Annotated in this window: 18 protein-coding genes, 1 pseudogene and 2 riboswitches; of the genes and pseudogenes, 13 read left to right on the forward strand and 6 right to left on the reverse strand. The window is 38.8% G+C overall.

Features of this window, described 5'->3' with window-relative positions; genetic code table 11:
* Nucleotides 1–11: 11 nt before the first annotated feature.
* From DIS06_RS20865 to DIS06_RS02280, 3 genes and pseudogenes are all read left to right on the forward strand, one after another.
* Nucleotides 12–599: pseudogene (locus DIS06_RS20865) on the forward strand (HAMP domain-containing protein); the annotation flags it as partial.
* 123 nt (nt 600–722) lie between these two features.
* The gene (locus DIS06_RS20870; protein ID WP_481746836.1) at nt 723–1,541 is read left to right on the forward strand and encodes a methyl-accepting chemotaxis protein; all 819 of its coding nucleotides are present in this window, start codon (nt 723–725) and stop codon (nt 1,539–1,541) included.
* Between the two features lie 608 nt (nt 1,542–2,149).
* The gene (locus DIS06_RS02280; protein WP_275425407.1) at nt 2,150–4,339 is read left to right on the forward strand and encodes a PAS domain-containing sensor histidine kinase; all 2,190 of its coding nucleotides are present in this window, start codon (nt 2,150–2,152) and stop codon (nt 4,337–4,339) included.
* A gap of 29 nt (nt 4,340–4,368) precedes the next feature.
* On the opposite strand, the gene DIS06_RS02285 is transcribed toward DIS06_RS02280, so the two are convergent.
* The 5 genes from DIS06_RS02285 to DIS06_RS02305 all read right to left on the reverse strand — a co-directional run bounded on the left by DIS06_RS02285 (nt 4,369) and on the right by DIS06_RS02305 (nt 8,845).
* Nucleotides 4,369–4,551: a hypothetical protein gene (locus DIS06_RS02285; protein WP_110111640.1), complete on the reverse strand. Its 183-nt coding sequence runs from the start codon at nt 4,549–4,551 to the stop codon at nt 4,369–4,371.
* Nucleotides 4,552–4,775: 224 nt separating this feature from the next.
* Nucleotides 4,776–5,222 (reverse strand): chemotaxis protein CheX, encoded by a 447-nt coding sequence (locus DIS06_RS02290; protein WP_110111641.1) that lies wholly within the window; start codon nt 5,220–5,222, stop codon nt 4,776–4,778.
* 161 nt (nt 5,223–5,383) lie between these two features.
* Nucleotides 5,384–6,433, reverse strand: coding sequence for an S-methyl-5-thioribose-1-phosphate isomerase (gene mtnA, locus DIS06_RS02295; RefSeq protein ID WP_110111642.1), 1,050 nt, complete (start codon nt 6,431–6,433; stop codon nt 5,384–5,386).
* 28 nt (nt 6,434–6,461) lie between these two features.
* Nucleotides 6,462–7,646, reverse strand: coding sequence for an S-methyl-5-thioribose kinase (mtnK, locus tag DIS06_RS02300; RefSeq protein ID WP_110111643.1), 1,185 nt, complete (start codon nt 7,644–7,646; stop codon nt 6,462–6,464).
* 138 nt (nt 7,647–7,784) lie between these two features.
* Nucleotides 7,785–7,945, reverse strand: a riboswitch (SAM riboswitch).
* 114 nt (nt 7,946–8,059) lie between these two features.
* Nucleotides 8,060–8,845, reverse strand: coding sequence for a carbon-nitrogen family hydrolase (locus DIS06_RS02305; RefSeq protein ID WP_110111644.1), 786 nt, complete (start codon nt 8,843–8,845; stop codon nt 8,060–8,062).
* A gap of 109 nt (nt 8,846–8,954) precedes the next feature.
* Between DIS06_RS02305 and DIS06_RS02310 the strand changes: the two genes are divergently transcribed.
* The 10 genes from DIS06_RS02310 (at nt 8,955) to DIS06_RS02355 (ending at nt 19,180) form a co-directional block, all read left to right on the forward strand.
* The gene (locus DIS06_RS02310) at nt 8,955–10,127 is read left to right on the forward strand and encodes a pyridoxal phosphate-dependent aminotransferase (RefSeq protein WP_110111645.1); all 1,173 of its coding nucleotides are present in this window, start codon (nt 8,955–8,957) and stop codon (nt 10,125–10,127) included.
* Between the two features lie 87 nt (nt 10,128–10,214).
* Nucleotides 10,215–10,326: riboswitch (SAM riboswitch) on the forward strand.
* A 77-nt stretch (nt 10,327–10,403) separates the two neighbouring features.
* Complete coding sequence (gene mtnW, locus DIS06_RS02315) at nt 10,404–11,648, forward strand: 2,3-diketo-5-methylthiopentyl-1-phosphate enolase (RefSeq protein WP_110111646.1); 1,245 nt, start codon at nt 10,404–10,406, stop codon at nt 11,646–11,648.
* Nucleotides 11,645–12,307 carry a 2-hydroxy-3-keto-5-methylthiopentenyl-1-phosphate phosphatase gene (locus DIS06_RS02320; protein WP_110111647.1) on the forward strand — a complete coding sequence of 221 codons (663 nt, stop codon included), beginning with the start codon at nt 11,645–11,647 and terminating at the stop codon, nt 12,305–12,307. The genes mtnW and DIS06_RS02320 overlap by 4 nt, the downstream gene beginning before the upstream one ends.
* Nucleotides 12,304–12,933: a methylthioribulose 1-phosphate dehydratase gene (locus DIS06_RS02325; RefSeq protein WP_110111648.1), complete on the forward strand. Its 630-nt coding sequence runs from the start codon at nt 12,304–12,306 to the stop codon at nt 12,931–12,933. The genes DIS06_RS02320 and DIS06_RS02325 overlap by 4 nt, the downstream gene beginning before the upstream one ends.
* A gap of 13 nt (nt 12,934–12,946) precedes the next feature.
* Complete coding sequence (locus DIS06_RS02330) at nt 12,947–13,468, forward strand: 1,2-dihydroxy-3-keto-5-methylthiopentene dioxygenase (protein ID WP_110111649.1); 522 nt, start codon at nt 12,947–12,949, stop codon at nt 13,466–13,468.
* A 131-nt stretch (nt 13,469–13,599) separates the two neighbouring features.
* Nucleotides 13,600–14,667, forward strand: coding sequence for a sugar ABC transporter substrate-binding protein (locus tag DIS06_RS02335; RefSeq protein ID WP_110111650.1), 1,068 nt, complete (start codon nt 13,600–13,602; stop codon nt 14,665–14,667).
* A 93-nt stretch (nt 14,668–14,760) separates the two neighbouring features.
* On the forward strand, nt 14,761–16,266 hold the full coding sequence (locus DIS06_RS02340) for a sugar ABC transporter ATP-binding protein (protein ID WP_110111651.1): 1,506 nt from the start codon (nt 14,761–14,763) through the stop codon (nt 16,264–16,266).
* A gap of 107 nt (nt 16,267–16,373) precedes the next feature.
* On the forward strand, nt 16,374–17,291 hold the full coding sequence (locus DIS06_RS02345; RefSeq protein WP_110111752.1) for an ABC transporter permease: 918 nt from the start codon (nt 16,374–16,376) through the stop codon (nt 17,289–17,291).
* Nucleotides 17,292–17,381: 90 nt separating this feature from the next.
* Nucleotides 17,382–18,713, forward strand: coding sequence for a CoA-disulfide reductase (locus tag DIS06_RS02350; RefSeq protein ID WP_110111652.1), 1,332 nt, complete (start codon nt 17,382–17,384; stop codon nt 18,711–18,713).
* Nucleotides 18,714–18,940: 227 nt separating this feature from the next.
* Entirely contained in the window at nt 18,941–19,180 is a 240-nt protein-coding gene (locus DIS06_RS02355; protein WP_239421799.1) for an aspartyl-phosphate phosphatase Spo0E family protein, read from the forward strand.
* A gap of 167 nt (nt 19,181–19,347) precedes the next feature.
* Here DIS06_RS02355 and DIS06_RS02360 read toward each other — a convergent pair whose 3' ends face one another.
* Entirely contained in the window at nt 19,348–20,079 is a 732-nt protein-coding gene (locus DIS06_RS02360) for a ZIP family metal transporter (protein WP_110111653.1), read from the reverse strand.
* Between the last annotated feature and the right edge of the window lie 304 nt (nt 20,080–20,383).

Raw genomic sequence — 20,383 nt, forward strand, 5'->3', positions numbered from 1 at the left:
ACACGGTTGAAATGGCAAAAATCTTTCAACAACAAGGCTTTTTTATAAGTAACTATATTATCGATAAAAACCCAAAACACATTAGAACCGTAAAAGAGAAAGCAGCACGTTTTAAAGTACTAGAAACAAAGATTCAGCCGATTTTAACGACAAAAGAACAGAAAATCAGATTCAATGAAATTGTGAAAAAAGAACAAGAGCTAGTTGCGTTGTTTGAACAAGAAATTGTACCAGCCGTCACAGCTCATGATGAGCGTACATATAAAACAGCTAAATTTAGAGGCGATAAAATCATTGAAGATAATGTACAAACATTAGAGTCATTTAATACAGTGCTTAGTCAAGAACGGAAGGATATCGCAAGTCGAGCAACTTCTATCATTGAATCGACGTTTCTTTTATTAGTTGTGGCGTTAATTGTTTCAACAATCGTCGGAGTGGGGCTTTTATACATTGTCACTCGTACAGTAAACAAACATTTAAATCATCTGATTTCAACAGCCAACGCGATTGCATCAGGAAACCTAGCTGTTGACATCCCTTCCTATCAAGGAAACGATGAAATTAAGCAGTTAAGTCAATCGGTTGATGCGATGCGTCAAAATCTACAAGGGATGATTCAAGAGATTTCATCGGTGTCTTACCAAGTAACCGAAAAAAGTGAAGAGTTGATGCAATCTTCTAATGAAGTGAAGGCAGCTAGTCAACAAATTGCATTCACAATGGACGAGCTTTCATTAGGTGCAAATGCACAAGCATCTACATCTTCTGGTATTGTCGTCATGATGGACTCTTATGTAGAAAAAATGAATGAAGCCAATAAAGAAAGTAAAGGAATTCGAACGGTTTCAGCAGATGTGTTAGACATGACGCAAACAGGTAATGAGCTCATGCACGAGTCAACAGAAAAAATGACGGTTATTCAGCACCTTGTTCATTCATCCGTTGAGCGCGTAAAAGGGTTAGATACAGAAGTTAAGCAAATCTCTCATCTAGTTAAAGTCATTAGTGATATTGCTGATCAAACAAATTTGTTAGCGTTAAACGCAGCTATTGAAGCGGCAAGAGCGGGTGAACACGGGAGAGGATTTGCTGTTGTAGCAGATGAGGTAAGAAAGTTAGCTGAACAAGTGTCTCGTTCGGTTCTAGATATTACCTCTATTGTACAAGGGATTCAGGCTGAGTCGCATGAAGTGGTTCAATCATTAGAAGAGGGATACGAACAAGTAGAAGCGGGAGCTGAAAAAGTCGCAAATACGCAAGTGACGTTTGCTCGTATTCATGAAGCAATTACGACGATGAATCAAAATATTACGGGTATGACTGCAAACTTGCAAGATATTGCTACTTATACAACTCAAATGAATAGCTCAATTGAAGAAATTGCATCTGTTTCAGAAGAATCAGCTGCAGGGATTGAACAAACATCTGTCTCTGTTCAACAAACGAATGAAGCGATGACAGATATTTCAACCAATACAGCGTATCTTGCAGGGTTATCTGATCAGTTACGTAAAATGATCTCTACATTTAAAGTGTAAAATATTGATCTAGAAAATTCCCCATGACGGTAGGGCTGTCATGGGGAATTTTCTAGATCTAAGCGAATAGGGTCCCCCTTACGGGGTGACCCTATTCGCTTAGGTGGATCTTTTGGGGTAGTTTCAGGATGTCTGGGTAGGCGTTTGAGAGGTGATTTATTGGTTGTAGAGTTGGTCTAGGTAGGCGTTTGAGAGGTGGTTTATTGGTTGTAGAGTTGGTGTGGGTAGGCGTTTGAGAGGTGGTTTATTAGTTGTAGAGTTAGTATGGATAGGTTTTTTAGTAGGAACTGAAGTATAAAATGACCTCTACTTACGGGGTAGACCCTATTCGCTTAGGTGAACTTTTTGGGGGTAATCCTTTTTCGATTTTCGACTGATTTAGCAGGGGATTATCACAATTTGTAGAATAGTAGTCTAATAGATTGATGTAGAGAATGTATAATAACGCTCGGGGTGTTAGTTAGGATGCACTTTCTAACGCTTACGGTTGATGACATCAAAGGTTGCGAAAGTAACTGATGAAATAGATGGTGGTTGTTTAAGCTTTTAAGTAAGAGGTAGGGGAGCTTTTGCTTAAAAAATGGGGAGAAAGGGTTAGGGGGATGAGCATGACAGAGCGAGAAGGTGTGATGTCATTGAAGAAAGAAATCGTCAATGAAAAGGAAGAGCTACAACAATTACGAATGATTTTTAACCGTGTGTTAGATGGCATCGTCGTGTTTAATACATCGTTTCAAGTTATCAATGTGAATGAAGCAGCGTGTCGATTGTTCGAAGTACAAGAAGAGGAATTATTAGCTTATCATGTTCGAGATTTTTTAATGATGCTTCCCTATACCATTATTGAAGGGTATTATGCATCGGTTACAGAGAATGGTTATTTTCATTATGAAGGAACGCTAACGCTTCCTAACGGAGTGACGAAGCAAGTTGAATTTACGTGTGAGAAGCATAGTTCTCCAGCTGGTATTCTCGTTTGTACGTTTCGAGATATTACATCACGTAAGACGCTAGAAAATGAACGGTTTATTAGTCAACAAATGTTTATGGACGTGTTCAATCAAGCGGTAGACGGCATCGTCGTTTTTGATCGTAACGGTTATTTTATTGACGCCAATCCAGCTTTTTGTAAACGCCTTTCGTATACAAAAGAGCAATTGTTAGCCAAAACGTTAAATGAACTTGTTGAACCTGAATGTGACTATAAAATAAAAAAATTATGGCGCATTCTTCATCAAAACGGAACAGCTCGGGGAGAACTACCGATTCGCTCACAAAATGGAGAGTTGAAGTACTTTGAGTTTACAACGACTTCCAATATTTATAGTGAATATTACATGTCGATTATGCGTGATGTGACAGAAAAGCGATACATGGAACAGCAACTTTCAAAAAGTGAGCAAAAGTTTCGTGAAATCTTTGAAAATGCCATTGATCCTATTATTATTTGGAAAGATGATGGATACATTGTGGATGCTAACGTTGCATCTGCACGCACATTTGAATTACCGCTAGAAGAGCTAATCAAACGACCGCTTTATTCGTTTCTAAATTGTGAGAGTCAAGCATTTGGTGACGTGTGTCAAGAGTTTGAAACGTTTGGTTCTATCCGAGCAGAGCTTCCTTTTTATATGCCGAATGGTGAAGTGAAAGACTTAGAGTTTACAGGAAAAAAAGATATTATCGATGGCTATAATTTAACCATCTTTCGAAACGTGAGTGAGCGCAAAAGAATGGAGCAAGAACTCAGAGAGAGTGAACAAAAATTCCGTAAAATCTTTAATGGTTCGTTAGATGGCATTGTTTTATGGAACGAAGATCGGAAAGTGATTGATGCTAATTCAGCAACGTGTAAAATTGTTGAGATGACAAAGGAAGAAGTGTGTTCGAGTCATATCGATGACTTTATGACCAATGAAACATACGAATCGTTTGTTCATCATCACTATACGTTAGAAGCAGAAGGAGAAGCAGATGGAGAGATTTGTCTCTTTACAAGGGGAGGAAAAGAGCGCAACATTGAATTCTCCACAAAAAAAGACATTATTCCAGGCTTGTATATGACAATTATCCGTGACATTACTGAGAAGAAAGAAATGCATGAACAAATTCGTAAATCTGATACGATGCAAGTGGTAGGCCAATTAGCAGCAGGGATTGCACACGAAATCCGCAATCCAATGACCGCTTTAAAAGGGTTCATTCAACTTCTAGAAGGAAGTGTGAAGGAAGACTATTCACTTTACTTTGATATTATTAAATCAGAATTACAAAGGATTGAATCCATCATTACGGAATTTCTGGTCTTAGCCAAACCACAAGCGGTGAAGTTTGAAAAAAAATACATTCAGCAAATTGTAAAAGAAACGACCGAATTGTTGAATGCACAAGCAATGCTTGAGAATGTGCAATTTAATTTACAGGTAGATGAGAACGTGCCACCAATTTACTGTGAAGCTAATCAACTAAAACAAGTGTTTATTAATATGATTAAAAACGCCATTGAAGTGATGAAAAGCGGTGGTACGATTACGGTTCGTACGAAGTGTGTAGACGGAAAATCGGTCACAGTGTCGATTGAAGATGAAGGAGAAGGGATATCAGAGGATCGAGTGAAGAAGCTTGGAGAACCTTTTTACACGACGAAAGAAAAAGGAACCGGCTTAGGATTAATGGTATCGTATAAAATTATTGAAGAGCATAAAGGGTGTATTCACGTTGAGAGTGAGTTAGGAAAAGGAACAATTTTTCACGTTACACTACCTATTCTAGATCCAAGAAGTGAGTTCAGTGAATGAATGTAAGAAAGGTTGGAAAGCTGAAGCGATTAATAGTCGCTATCGAGCTTCCAACCTTTTCCTTCTACAAATACAATATCAACGGACGTTGTTTCTTCCTCTTTTTCATCATTCGTTTCGGTCTCATTTATACTTAATAGCTGGAGATCTTGCCTACGTTGTTCATCGTTATACTTTTGTAAGGGAGTTTCCTCTTTTTCATTGTTATACACAAATAAAAGCCTCCTTTAACCTACTGAAACAAAGTTGTTTCTCCAAGTCTACATCCGAAAAACGATTCGATATTGAAGCACTTTTATACGTAGCTATACAATATATGTCGAGAAATCAAAGAGTTACTTTACATTTTTGTAACAAAATAGACTGAGTCGTTTTAAGGAGTATCATCTTTTATCAATATAAACGATTATGTACCATTTCATACAAGAATTATTCACTAACTAGAAAGAGGTAAAAGAGCAACATGTAAGTAGCCGCTATCCTCGCATTTTATGGGCAGCGTAAAAGAAGAGTTGCGTTCAACCATCACATCTAAATGAAGAGTCGGAGGTGTGATGTCTACATGCAACTTATAACTTGTTGCTTCCGTTGCAATACTACCTGCTACCATATTTCCTAACTCACAAGTGAAAGATGATAGCATCTCTTTTTGTAAATCCATTCCAAACATAAGTTGTGCAATCTTTGAAAAGGTTTCTTCTTCTCCTTCAATAATTAAGGTCGCTTGGAGATCACCGATGAGTTGGATGCTCACTCTTTGACTATTTTCAAATTCATCCACCAATGACGTGTTAGGTTCAATGGACATGGAAACAGGCATTGAAGTTTGGAAAGATAAAATTGCTTGTTTGAGTAACTGTGGAAGTGAATCTGAAATATTCACCGTTTCACCTCTTTAATTATTAGGTCTATTGGATTATTACTATCATACCATATTTTGTCGATTTATAACGGATGAATTTGAAGAAATCGCTTAAAAATCGCGATAAAAAAGCCTCATCTTTTCCAGTAGACGATGCACATGGAAAGGTGAGGCTTGATGACTTAAAATGGGAATAGACGTGCAATGTTTTCTTGGTAATTCCCTTTTAAAATGCCTTTGTCCGTAATGATGGCTGTAATGAGTTCGCTTGGCGTCACATCAAATGCCGGGTTGAAAACAGCAACACCCTGTGGTGCGATTTGTTGCCCGTTCAAGTGAGTCACTTCTTCTGGATTACGTTCTTCAATTGGAATCTCATCACCACTTGCAATTGAAGGGTCAAATGTAGAGAGGGGAGCAGCAACATAAAACGGAATGTTAAATGCTTTTGCCAACAGAGCTAAGCCATACGTACCAATTTTGTTTGCTGTATCTCCATTTGCTGCAATTCGATCTGCGCCTACGATGATGGCATTGATTTGTTTCGTTTTAATCGTATGAGCGGCCATGCTATCTGTGATCAGTGTCACATCAACGCCTGATTGTTGAAGTTCCCAAGCTGTGAGACGAGAGCCTTGTAAAACAGGACGAGTTTCGCATGCGTAAACTTGAAGAGGAAGGTCTCGTTCACGAGATAAATGAAACGGAGCAAGTGCTGTTCCGTAATAAGCAGTTGCAATTGACCCTGCGTTACAAATTGTCATAACTCGGTCGTTCTTTTGGAAAAGTGAGAGCGCGTTGTCGCCAATTTTATAACAAACCTCTTCATCTTCCACTTGGATGCGAATCGCTTCATGAACAAGCGTTGTTTTTGCTTCGTTAATGGATGTGACACCTGCTACGCTTTTAACCATTCGCTCAAGTGCCCAAAATAAGTTCACCGCTGTTGGACGAGAGCTCGCTAAGTAGTCTTTATCTTTTTCTAGCAGCTCATTAAATGCAGCAATTGAATCGGCTTCGTATTGTTGTGCAGAAAGAGCTAAACCGAATGCTGCTGTAATGCCGATAGCAGGAGCGCCACGTACCTTTAACGTGACAATCGCATCCCACACATCTTGAATGGTTTTTAATTGAACGTATTCAACTTTTCCTGGTAACAGCTGTTGGTCGAGTAATGTAATATGTGTATCTTCCCATTCGACTGAACGAGGAAGGGATAATGTATTTGTCATGATGTATACATCCTTTCTCTTGCTTCGTTTACACGTTTTTTAAAATAACTTCTTTTAAATCGTTTGGTGAGAAGGTCTTTTGGTTCAGTAACAACTGGCGACCTAGCTTTAGTGCTTGACGTTTAGCAGCGAGGCGAGCTTCCTCATTCAAAATGCCATCAAGGTCTGCTACGTGTGCTAACCCAATCGTACGGCGAATGACTTCACATCCAGCAAAACCAACAGCATCTTGCCATATTTGTGTTAATACGTGTTGAACATAACCTTCTGTTTTCGAAAATGCTTCAACGCTATCTTTGTTCCATAATTTTGTAAATGTCGTTTCGAATACATCCCATGTTTTTTCAATATGATCATACAAGAAGTCTCGTTTTTCCACTGGAAGCGAAAGAGCATTTAACAATAAATTCGCTACGAACTGTCCAAGGTCAAAGCCAAGAGGTCCGTAAAACGCAAACTCAGGGTCAATGACTTTTGTTGTCGCATCATCAGCGAAAATACTTCCTGTATGCAAATCACCATGAATGAGAGCATCACTATTCGTTAAAAATACTTTCTTTAACTTTGCTACTTCTAGCTTGACGGCTTGATCTTGCCATAATGCTTCTACATCAGGACGCAAACTCTCTTCAAAATCATTCGTATCGTGATCAAAGAACGGATCTGTGAACACAAGATCTTCTGTAATGTTACATAAATCAGGGTTAATAAACTGTTTGACAAGCTCTTTCTTCTTTTCAGGCTCTATTGCAAAATCGGACGTGTAAAACAAAATATGTGCTAAAAACTCACCGACATGCTGAGAAAGAAGTGGGTATTGTTTGCCGTTAATTAAGCCAGTACGTGAAATTTGTAAGTGAGATAAATCTTCCATGATGGTAACAGCTAATGTATCGTCTGAATAAAACACTTTCGGTACATATTGTGGAACGTATTTTGCGAACGTTTGCAATGCATCACTCTCAATTTTCGCACGGTTTAATGATAGTGGCCAACTTTCACCTACCACTTTTGCATATGGTAATGCTTGTTTCACGATTAGTGATTTATTTGTTACCTCATTGATGATGTGAAACACAAGATTTAGATTGCCATCTCCAATTTCACGACAAGTGAGAGCTTCCTCTTCGCCAAATAAGTTGAGTTTTTTGACAAGTTTAATTGCAGTGATTTCTGTTAATGGGTTATAAACTAATTCATTTGATAATGCCATTGTAATCCCTCCATAAATTATTAGTAAATTCATTGAAATACTAAGAAAAATGATAAGGTTGCTTTACGGAGGCTTTTACATTTTAAAAACATAAAAGCCTCTTTCTGTTGTGAAAGAGGCTTGATCGCGTGCTCAAACCTCTTATCTGCCAGAAAGAATTCTTTCTGTTGGAATTAGCACCGTGCCTTCATGAACGAATAGTTCATAGCGCGTTGTTGCTGCGCTCCACCTTACGATGGTATTACGGTCGGTTGCTGGGCTTCATAGGGCCAAATCCCTCAGCCAACTCTTGATAAGAGTAAACATATTTATTTAGTTGTTTCACTATTCGAAAGATTATGAGTAATGGTAAAAATCACTTGATGAGAATGTTAGCATGTCAAGCCAATATGTGTCAACAGACTTTTTTGAAATTATTGATAAAATTCTGTACGTCGATCTAAAAAGACCGGAATTTGATTGCGGACGTCGCGCACTTTTTTAGCATCAAGTGTACCGATAATCGTTTCCTCGTCTTGCCCAGCTTCTGCGATGATTTCTCCCCACGGATCAATAATGAGGGAATGGCCAGCAAATGTATTGTTTGGATCAGACCCTGCACGGTTACATGCGACAACATAGCACTGATTCTCAATTGCTCGGCTAATAAGCAGCGCTTTCCAATGAGCAAGACGTGGAAGAGGCCATTCAGCTACAACAAACACTACTTCTGCACCAGCACTCGTATGAACTCGAATCCATTCAGGGAATCGGATGTCATAACAAATAACACCACTGCATAAGGTATCTTCGAGAGTAAAAAGGTGTTTTGAATCACCTGGCTGTAAATACAAATGCTCATCCATTAGTTTGAAAAGATGCAGTTTGCTATATTCAGAGATGTATTCACCATTTTTATTAAATACATACATCGTATTGGTTACGCCTTTTTCAGTCTTCTTTGCGACAGATCCAGCCACGATGCTAACGTGATGACGCTTTGAAAAGGCAGACAAAAATGATTGTGTCTCATTTCCATTTTCATCGGCAATGTCATCTAGTCTTGTTAAATCATAACCTGTGTTCCATAATTCGGGTAAGACTAGAACGTCCGGCTTGTGTACGAGTGCTTCTTTCATTTTTTCTTCAACATGTGCACGATTTTTTTTGGGTTCACCAAAGGTGATATCTATTTGAATACATGCGACTTTTAAGCTCATCTTTCTCGTCACCTCTTTACTAGTTTAAAAAAATGACTTTACAAGTCGAATATAACCATATATTATTTGTGACTAGAATTTCAAGAAATTTTTGAGAAGGTGTACAATTATGAATCATTTTGAGCAATCGGATTTATTAAAAAGCTTACCAAAGCAATTTTTTGCATCACTTGTTGCAAAAGTTGGAAACGTGATGAAACAAGGGCATGATGTGATTAACCTTGGTCAAGGAAATCCTGATCAACCAACGCCCGCACACATTGTAAAATCTCTTCAAGAAGCAAGTGAAAACCCAACTTATCATAAATATTCACCGTTTCGTGGTCAGTCATTCTTAAAAGAAGCGGTTGTCCAATTTTACAAGCGAGAATACGGTGTTGAATTAGACGCTGAAAAAGAAGTCGCAATTTTATTTGGGGGGAAAGCTGGACTTGTTGAAATTCCACAGTGCATTTTAAATCCTGGTGATACTGTACTTGTCCCAGATCCAGGTTACCCAGACTATTGGTCAGGTGTGGAGTTAGCGCGAGTAAACATGGAAATGATGCCATTAAAAGCAGAGAATGCTTTTCTACCAGATTATGCAGCGATTCCTGAAAAGGTGAAAGAAAAAGCTAAATTGATGTTCTTAAACTACCCCAATAATCCAACGGGTGCAGTTGCAACAGAATCTTTCTTTGACGAAACGGTTCAGTTAGCTAACGAGCATGATATTTGTGTGGTGCATGACTTTGCTTATGGAGCAATTGGATTTAACGGCAAAAAACCAATTAGCTTCTTACAAACAAAAGGAGCAAAAGACGTTGGAATTGAAATTTATACACTATCAAAGACATATAACATGGCAGGGTGGCGCATCGGTTTTGCAGTAGGAAATGAAAGTGTCATTGAAGCACTGAATCTATTACAAGATCATTTGTATGTGAGCATCTTTAGTGCAGTTCAACATGCAGCAGCTACTGCACTGCTCGAATCACAACAGTGTGTCGATGAGTTAGTTGCACGCTATGAGTCGCGTCGAAATGTGCTCATTGATGGTTTAAGAGAAATTGGCTGGAATGTAACAGCACCAGAGGGTTCCTTCTTTGCGTGGCTCGAAGTTCCTAACGGATATACGTCCGAGCAATTTTCTGACCTTTTACTTGAAAAAGCACATGTGGTTGTTGCACCAGGAATTGGGTTTGGAAAGTACGGCGAAGGCTATGTGCGCGTAGGACTTCTAACAGATGAGGACCGGTTAAAAGAAGCGGTCGAACGAATAAAAAAATTAAAATTATTTTAAAAATTTGTTGACAAAAAAAGACAAGTTATCATACTATGTAATAAGTTATCAATTGACACGAATAATCGTACAAGTAAATAGACAATTTTCTTATCAAGAGCAGGTGGAGGGACTAGCCCGATGAAGCCCGGCAACCGACCTAACGAGTAATCGTTACGCACGGTGCTAATTCTTGCAGCGCAGAGCTGGGAGATAAGAAGAGCGGATTGAAGCCTCTTCTTATAGCGAAGGGGCTTTTTCTTTTATCCGTATTAATCAGCAAGGGAGTTAGACAGAATGAGTGAAGTAATTGCAAGTTATTTAATTCATGATAACAATAGTGACTTTCATAAAAAAGCAGAAGGCATTGCACTAGGCTTAACAGTAGGTTCATGGACCAATTTACCGCTGCTTGAGCAGGAGCAATTAAAAAAACATAAAGGTCGCGTCGTATCGGTTTCACCGCTACAACCTTGTGACCGTGTGAATCAATATTTAAACAACGAAGTGAATCAAGCCATTATTAAAATTGCGTATCCGACAGCGAACTTTTCACTCGACTTACCAGCCATTTTAACAACGGTTTTCGGAAAATTATCGCTAGATGGAAAAATTAAATTAATAGACTTAGAGTTTTCGAAAGAGTTACTTCAATCGTTTCCAGGACCGCGCTTTGGAATTGAAGGCATTCGTAAAAAGCTAGATGTTTTTAACCGTCCGCTTGTGATGAGTATCTTTAAAGGAGTCATCGGAAAAGACTTAGCGTACTTAACAGAACAGTTAAAACAGCAAGCATTAGGTGGAGTAGACCTCGTCAAAGATGATGAAATCTTATTTGAAAATGACTTAACACCATTTGAAAAGCGGATTACACATGGAAAGTCCATTTTAAAAGAGGTGTATGAAACAACTGGTCATCGTGCGCTTTATGCGGTGAATGTATCGGGGCGTACCTTCGACTTAAAAGACAAAGCAAAGCGAGCACAAGAGCTTGGAGCAGATGCACTTTTGTTCAATGTATTTGCTTACGGACTCGATGTTCTTCAAGCGCTTCGTGAAGATGATGAGATTGCCTTACCCATTATGGCTCACCCAGCTGTGAGTGGGGCGTTAACACCATCTGAGTTTTATGGTTTCTCAAATTCGCTGTTACTAGGGAAGTTACTTCGTATCGCAGGTGCAGACCTTTCACTGTTTCCATCACCATACGGAAGCGTGGCGCTACCATTTGAAGAAGCCATTAGCATTGCCAATGAACTTGTTGAACCTAACCATTATGTAAAAAAAGCATTCCCAGTGCCTTCAGCAGGCATTCATCCTGGTATGGTGCCACTTCTGATTAAAGACTTTGGCATTGATAGTGTCATTAACGCTGGTGGTGGAGTTCACGGTCATCCAGACGGAGCTGCAGGTGGTGCAAAAGCATTCCGTGATGCAGTAGATGCTGTATTAGAAGGAAAAACGTTACAAGAAGGCGCACAATCTTCACCAGAGTTGCAAAAAGCATTAAATCTATGGGGCGAGCCAGAGGTGAAAGCATGAGTAACATCAAAATCTTTTGTGACTTCGATGGGACGATTACAAATAGCGATAACATTATTGCGATTATGAAACAATTCGCTCCACCCGAGTGGGATGCGATAAAAGAAGATGTACTTGCACAGCGTGTATCCATCCAAGAAGGAGTGGGGAAGATGTTTTCCTTACTTCCTTCCGACTTAAAAGAAGAAATCATTTCATTTATTTTAAGTCATGCCAAAATCCGAGAAGGCTTTTCAGAATTTGTTCAATTTACAAAAGATCACAACCTTCCTCTTTACATCGTAAGTGGAGGCATTGATTTCTTTGTTCATCCTCTTTTAGGAGATCAAGTAAAAAAAGAACACATCTATTGTAACGAATCGGATTTCAGTAAAGAGCGCATCGTCATTCAATGGCCACATACGTGTGATGACCAGTGTGACAATGATTGTGGATGCTGTAAGCCAACCCTTATTCGGACATTAGCTGAAAAAGAGGACTTCACCATTATGATTGGAGATTCCATTACGGATTTACAAGCAGCGAAGATGGTAGATGCTGTGATTGCGAGGGATTTCTTGATTGAAAAGTGTGAAGAACTAAACATTCCATATAAGCCGTTTGAAACATTTTATGACGTACGAAAGCATGTCGAGAAACTAGTGGAGGTGACAACATGAGTATCGTGGTACAGCGTTGGAATGAGCTAGCGGAAGTGAAAGATGAACTAGCAGGACGAGATTGGTTCTTTGGCACGAGTGGGAATTTATCCATTCGTGTTAGCCATGATCCAACTACGTTTCTAGTGACAGCTAGTGGCAAAGATAAACGCAAGCGTACGAGTGAAGACTTTTTACTCGTGGATGCGTATGGAAAACCTGCTGAAGAGACTTCTTTGCGACCTTCAGCAGAAACATTGCTTCATGTGAAAGTATATGGAAAAACGAATGCTGGTTGCAGTTTGCACGTGCATACAATTGATAACAACATTATTTCCGAGTTGTATGGTGACAAAGGTGAAGTGAGATTTAAAGGACAAGAAATTATAAAAGCACTCGGAATTTGGGAAGAAGATGCGGAAGTGTCTGTCCCGATTATTCAGAATCATGCAGATATTCCGACTCTTTCTGAAGAATTTGATCAACATATCCAAGGCGATCAAGGTGCTGTTCTTATTCGTAATCATGGGATTACAGTATGGGGACGAAATGCATTTGAAGCGAAAAAAGTATTAGAAGCCTATGAATTTTTATTTAGCTATCATGTGAAGCTATTAACCTTAAAAAATCAATTACAAGTTAACTAAGGAGGAATTTTTAATGGCAACAATTCGTTTGCATCAAAACAATGAGCGTATTGAAAATCAACAAGAGGTAGCAGCATTTTTAACGACGAATGAGGTTATTTATGAAAACTGGGATATGAACAAATTACCTAAACATTTACGTGAAAAATTTGCTTTAACTGATGAAGAAAAACAAGAAATTTTAACAACATTTGCAGTTGAAATTAAAGACATTTCTGAGCGACGTGGCTATCAATCACAAGACGTCATCTCACTTTCAGAATCAACACCAAACTTAGAGCAATTACTTCAAAACTTCCAACGTGAGCATCATCATACCGATGACGAAGTGCGCTTTATTGTAAGTGGTCATGGTATCTTTGTCATTCAAGGTAAAGACGGTAACTTTTTTGATGTAGAGTTAGAGCCTGGTGATTTAATTTCTGTACCTGAAAATGTGCGTCATTATTTCACATTAATGGATGATCGTAAAGTAGTAGCTGTGCGAATCTTTGTAACAACAGAAGGTTGGGTACCGATTTACGATGCACAGTAATCATTAACTATTAATATAGAAGAAAGTGAGAAAGCTCTGCTTTTATTCACCTATAAAAGTAGAGCTTTTTTTAACTCGATTTTTAAAGCTGATTAATGACATAGAAAAACTGAGAAAAGGATGAACAGAAGATGAAACATTGGGTTCGACATGCGTTTGCGTGGTTATTGATTTTCACTCTTGTGTTTCCGTTAGTTGCATGTACGAGTGAACAACCAGCTGCACAACCAGCCACTTCAACGGAAAAAAAGGAACCAGCACAAAAAGAACAAACAGATGAAAAAGCAACGAAGAAATTTGAAGGAGATGCAAAGATTGCACTCATTGCTGAATTTACAACGGGTACGCACGCTGCTCAATACATAAACGGAGTAAAGCAAGCAGCGGAAGATAGCGGTGTAGAGTTAACGATTTCAGATGCGAATAACGATCAATCGAAAATGGCGTCTTACCTAGAGGCAGCGATTAACCAAAACGTTGATGGAATCATCATTAAACATGGTCGTACAGAAACGTTAGAACCAGGTGTAAAACGTGCGATTGAAAAAGGTATTCCGGTTGTTGCGTTTGACGTTGAGTTAAACGTTGAAGGTGTGACAACGATTGACCAAGATGATTACATGATGGCTCTTCAAGGCTTAAAGCAAATGGCTCAAGACATTAACGGAGAAGGAAATATCGTATATGTATTCGTAGGTGGATTTGCACCGATGGAAAAGCGTAATCGCGTCTATGAAATGATGCTTGAGCGCTATCCTGGTTTAAAAGAAGTGGCTCGTTTTGGGAATGCATCAAGCAATACATCATTAGATACGCAAACGAAAATGGAAGCTATTTTGCGACAATATCCAAATAAAGGTGATATTACGGCTGTTTGGGCACCTTGGGATGAGTTTGCTAAAGGTGTAACGCGTGCGATTAAAGAAGCAGGTCGTGACGAAATTAAAGTGTACGGAATTGATTTATCAGATGAAGATTTACAAATGATGCAAGAAGAAAACAGCCCGTGGAAAGCGTCATCAGCTGTTAACCCAGCTTCTGTAGGTGCAAAACAAGTAGAGCTTGTGTTACAAAAGCTAGCAGGCGAACAAACACCTCGTTATTATTCATTTGATCCAGTTCTCGTCACGCAAGATGACTTACCACAATCTCCAATTAATATGGATCAGTTACATGAATATGTGGAGGAATGGGATTAATTGATAGCCATATGATATGACATAGGATGCCGAGGCCTATGTCATATTCTGTTTTTAAAGTAGTCAATAAGAATGGTAGAAAGAAGGGAGCACATGGTACACAGATTAAAGATGACCAACATTACAAAGGCGTTTGGTTCATTTCAAGCACTAAAAGATGTGCAGTTTTCAGTGACAAAAGGAGAAGTTCATGCCCTTTTAGGTGCGAATGGAGCGGGAAAAAGTACGCTTATGAAAATTTTATCAGGAACGTATGAATCCTATGAAGGAACCATTGAAAAGAATGAACAAACAATCTCCATTCACTCGCCGAAAGATGCTAAGAATCATGGGTTGCAAATTGTGCATCAAGAAGTTGATATGGCACTTATTCCTTCTTTATCAGTCGCAGAAAACATTATGCTCGATGCGCAAGTAACAGAAAAAGGATCGTCACTGATAAAGTGGAAACGCATATACGAACAAGCAAAGGCTGCACTTCTTCGTCTTGGATCTAACATTGATGTAAAAAAAACGGTAGGCGAACTAACTTTGTCTGAAAAACAACAAGTGCTCCTTGCAAGAGCGATTGCACAAGATGTAGAATACCTCATTTTAGATGAACCAACCGCACCGTTAAGCGTAGAAGAAACGAAGCGATTGTTTCATGTCATTCGTACATTAAAAGAGCAAGGTGTCGGTATTATTTACATTTCTCATCGTCTACAAGAAGTGTTTGATCTTGCCGATCGTGTTACTGTACTTCGCGACGGAGAACACATTATCACAACAACCATTCAAACAACGAGCATCGATGAAGTGATTTCTCATATGCTAGGTAAAACATTTTCAGGAGAGTTTCCGAAAGACACAGTGCCCATTGGTCCGGTAGTAATGGAAGTGGAGAATTTATCGTGGTCTACGAAGCTATCCAATCTTTCGTTTCACGTGAATGAAGGGGAAATTGTCGGCATTGCAGGATTAGTAGGGGCTGGTAAAACGGAGTTGTGTCGTAGTTTATTTGGTCTTCAACAAGGTGTATCAGGCCGCATCCGCGTTCGAGGTCAATTATTAAAAACGAATAAAGAGCCTTACTATTATATTAATCATGGAATCTCACTCGTTCCCGAAGAGCGTAGAAAAGAAGGAATTCTTGTTGAAGAATCCATTACTGCTAATTTAACATTGCCGAGTTTAGCTCGTTTTACGAAGCTTTCCTTTTTATTAAAAGAGAAAGAAAAAGCGCAAGCAGTAAAAACCGTTCAAGAAGTAGGGGTAAAAGCATCTTCGATTAAACAAGCAGTCGGAACATTGAGTGGAGGAAATCAACAAAAAGTGGCGATTGGAAAATGGCTTGTAAAAGATGCGGATGTCTATCTGTTTGATGAGCCAACAAAGGGAGTAGACGTGGGGTCTAAGCGCGATATTTTTGAACTAGTCAATGGACTTGTCAAACAAGGAAAAGGCGTGGTATATGCAACGTGTGAGTTCAATGAATTAATTGGCATTGCAGACCGGATTTATGTGATGTACAACGGAGCGTTTGTCAAAGAATTAACGCGTGCTGAAGCAACGCATGAACAGTTATTCTACTATGCTGCAGGAGGGACAGAAAAGTGAGTACGGAATTAAATGAAGTGAAAACAAAAAAACAAACAAGTGAATCAACAAGTAGTGTGTTTGATTTTCTTTATCGATATGGAACGGTTTTAACGATTGTCGCCGTAATGGTCATTTTTTCTCTTTTATCACCAAACTTTTTAACAGCGGCAAATATTAGTGATATTTTGCGTTCCATCTCCATTGTGACCCTCATTGCCATTGGTGTCACGATTTCGTTAACAGTGAATGGACTCGACTTATCAGTAGGTTCTACCGCAGGACTAGCGACCATTTTATCTGCATCGATGCTTGTGTTGCATCGACAAGAGCTTATGATTGCACTACTAGTCCCGATTTTAGCGGCTGTTCTAATTGGACTAATCAATGCTTTTTTAGTCGTGAAAGTAAAAATCCCTGATATTTTAGCGACGTTATCCATGATGTTCATCGTTCAAGGAATTTTATTAACCTATACAAAAGGTTCAGCTATTTATGCGAATATGCCATTAGGAGGAGGAGAACGTGCACCAGGTATTTTCATTCCTTCTTTTATACACATTGGTCAAGGAGAGCTATTGGGTGTTCCTATGCCGGTTATCATTATGCTGCTCGCTGTTTTAGTCGTTCATCTTATCTTTACGTATACGAAGTTTGGGCGTTTCTTTTACGTAACAGGAGGAAACATCGAAGCGGCTCGTCTATCAGGTGTTCCGGTTAATCGCTATCGCATGTATGCGTATATGCTTTCTGGTTTATTTGCTGGTATTGGTGGAATTGTGTTAGCTGCACGTATTGGTGTTGGTGAAGTGAATGCCGGAGCACCATTTTTAATGGATGCTGTAGCTGCTGCATATATTGGATTTTCTGTATTTGGAGCAGGAAAACCAAATGTGATCGGGACTTTATTTGGGTCCATTTTAATTGGGGTACTGTTAAATGGATTAACGATGCTAAACGTTCCTTATTATACACAAGATATTATTAAAGGTGCTGTATTAGCAGGTGCTCTAGCCCTCACATACTACCGTAAAAAGTTAACCTAAGCGTTCATATTGAGCGCTTTTTTTGTTTAGGAATGAGTCAAAAGAGGAAAGGGAAAGATAGACAAAACTGTGTGAAATAGGAGGATTAGAATGGAGAAGGTAGTCATCATCGGTGGAGTGGCAGCTGGCATGAGTGCTGCATCGCAATTAAGACGATTAAATAAAGAAGTAGACATTGTTGTATTTGAAAAGGGAAATTATGTGTCATACGGAGCTTGTGGGTTACCTTATTATATCTCGGGTGTTGTGGAGTCTGAAGAAGAGTTAATTGCTCGTACAAAAGAAGAATTTAAGGAGCAACGCATTGATGTTCATACGTGCCATGAAGTCATTGAAGTGAACGAGGTAAAAAAAGAAGTGGTTGTGGTGAACCTTCAAACGTCAAAGAAACAGCGGGTTACGTATGATAAATTGGTCATTGCAACAGGAACATCACCTGTTCGTCCTCCGTTCCTTAAAGATGAGATGGAAAATGTTTTTACATTAAAAGATATTGAAGACGGTGTTCGGATTCGACAGTTTATGTCTCAGCCACATATTCAAGATGTGACCATTATTGGTGGTGGTTATATTGGACTAGAGCTTGCTGAATCAATGTTAGAGCTTGGTAAACGCGTGCGTGTGATTGAGCTGAGTGAACAGATTTTGCCACCTTTTGACGCTGATATGGCAACAATTGTGCAAGAGGGATTACAAGACCGAATTGCGTTTCACTTAAATGAGGAAGTAAAAGAGTTAACAGGCCATCAGAATGTAACGGCTGTACAGACGAATAAAGGGTCCTATGAAACAGACGCCGTTATTGTAAATGTAGGTGTTCAACCAAACACGGCTTTTTTAAATGAAACATCGATTAAAAAGAATGAAAAAGGAGTCATTGAAGTCACGAATCGGATGGAAACCTCGGTGAACGATATTTATGCAGCTGGCGATTGTGCGACTAGTTATCACCTCGTGTTAAATGAGCGTGTCCACATTTCGCTTGGAACGATTGCAAATAAGCAAGGAAGAGTGGTTGGCTATAATTTAGCAAGCGAGAAAAAAGAATTTCCTGGCGTCGTTGGAACAAGCGTCGTGAAGATTGCTGAATTTGAAGTAGCAAAAACAGGAATTAGTGAGAAGGAAGCAAAACAATACAAGTTTTCTTATAAAACGGTGACTGAACAAGCTAACAGTCATGCTTCTTATTATCCACATGTTGAAAAGATGACGATTAAACTGGTTTATGACGAGAAGACAAATGTCCTATTAGGTGCTCAAATGATTGGGAAAAAAGGCGTAGCAAAGCGTATTGATGTATTTGCCACGGCGATTACGATGAAATTAACGGGTGAACAAGTGTCGATGCTTGATTTAAGTTACGCACCACCATTCGCATCTGTCTGGGATGCTGTGCAACGAGCTGCTCAAAAGGCGACATGAAAAAGTGAAAAACTTGTCAGATAAGTCAACAGATTTTGTCGAATGCAAAACAACCTATCGAATGGATAAATGTTGCTATATTAATACTTTTTAAACATTTTGATTACAAAGTGTTAAAAAAATAATTAAAAAAATTGTCTATTATTGCGAGTCTATTTACATATTTAGTAGAATTTGTAATAATGCGTTAGGGGGATAATTTATTAGAGTTAAGGGAGGACTTAACGTTGCGAATCCAAAATCAACGTGAGGTAAATGTTGAAGCCTTACTTGTTGAGATTGTCTTAAAAAGACAACAAATGATGGAGATTGCAGAACAAACAGGTTTTACAAGCTGTGAAACAATTCGATGCAGTCAAGAATTAGATGGGCTCTTAAATATATACCAAAAGCAATTACTAGAAGAGGAAAGAAAGCTGCCGTTGTTTTCATTCTTAGGAAATCATCTTGCTTTTCAAAAGTCATGAACCAAGGTGGACAAGGAATAGGTAAAAAACGATGAACATGGTTTATACATCTTTAAAACATAAACATAGTCTTTTTGTAGAAAAATCCCTGCTTATTTAGCCACTGATTAGATTGGACTTTAGAAGCAGGGATCTTATTTATTGGCTTGTGTTCAAACATTGGTTTGTTAAAAAATTTGAATGAGGAAAATCATAAATAACAATCCTAAAATGAAAGAATACGTAGCAAACCGCTCGTTCCCATCTCCGTGACTTTCCGGGATAAGCTCTTTGTAGATGATGAACAACATAGAGCCCGCTGCAAAAGCAAGTCCGTAAGAAACAAGTGAGTCAATATAAGCTGTTAAGTAAAAGCCGATTAGCGCTGTAATAATTTCGACAGCCCCTGTTAATGTAGCGATCACAAATGCTTTTAGCTTACTAATCTTTTGCTGCACTAAAAATAAGGCCACTAATAAACCTTCCGGCGCATTTTGCAAACCAATTGCAAGTGCAATTAAATTCCCCGTATTCTCTACATCTGACGCATAACTTACTCCGACTGAAAGACCTTCTGGTAAATTATGAAGCGTGATAGCAGCCACAATTAAGAGCGCTTTTTCATCAAACTGTATGCCTGTTTTCGAATGCTGCAAATCGATGTGTGGAATGTTTTGTTCCATTAAGGTTAATGTCACAACACCAAGCATAAGACCAATGGCTAATGCGGGAAATCCCCCTGCTTGCAGTGCTTCTGGAATTAAGCTCATTGTGGCAGCAGCCGTCATAATCCCCGCTGTTAAAGCTAACAAAACATCTCTCCATCGATGCGTTAACATATTGTTCAAAAACAAAATGGGCAAAGCGCCGACTCCTGTTGAGAGGGCTGAAAGAATACTTCCTAATAGTACATCCTTCATAGGTAATCTCCTTTTATGCGAATCAATAATCATCCATAATTCTTATTATAAATCCGTTTTGATTCATGAGAAAGAAAAAAGAAAAAGTAAGTTTATCTTTTTTATGATACAACATATCTATGAAAAGGTGAAAATATGCATTGAAAAGCCGTTGAATATGATATGAAATGTCAAAAAGTCCGAAGTGAAAGGTGCAAAAAATGTCGCTTAACAACGAAATGTTCGGTAATATAAGGATAATAATAGGTCTATGTTCTTTTTAGTGGGTCTAAAGATTCATTGAACAACTATTCTTTATTAACTA

It is taken from the genome of Bacillus sp. CGMCC 1.16541, from assembly GCF_003184905.1.
Lineage (GTDB): Bacteria > Bacillota > Bacilli > Bacillales > Bacillaceae_H > Priestia.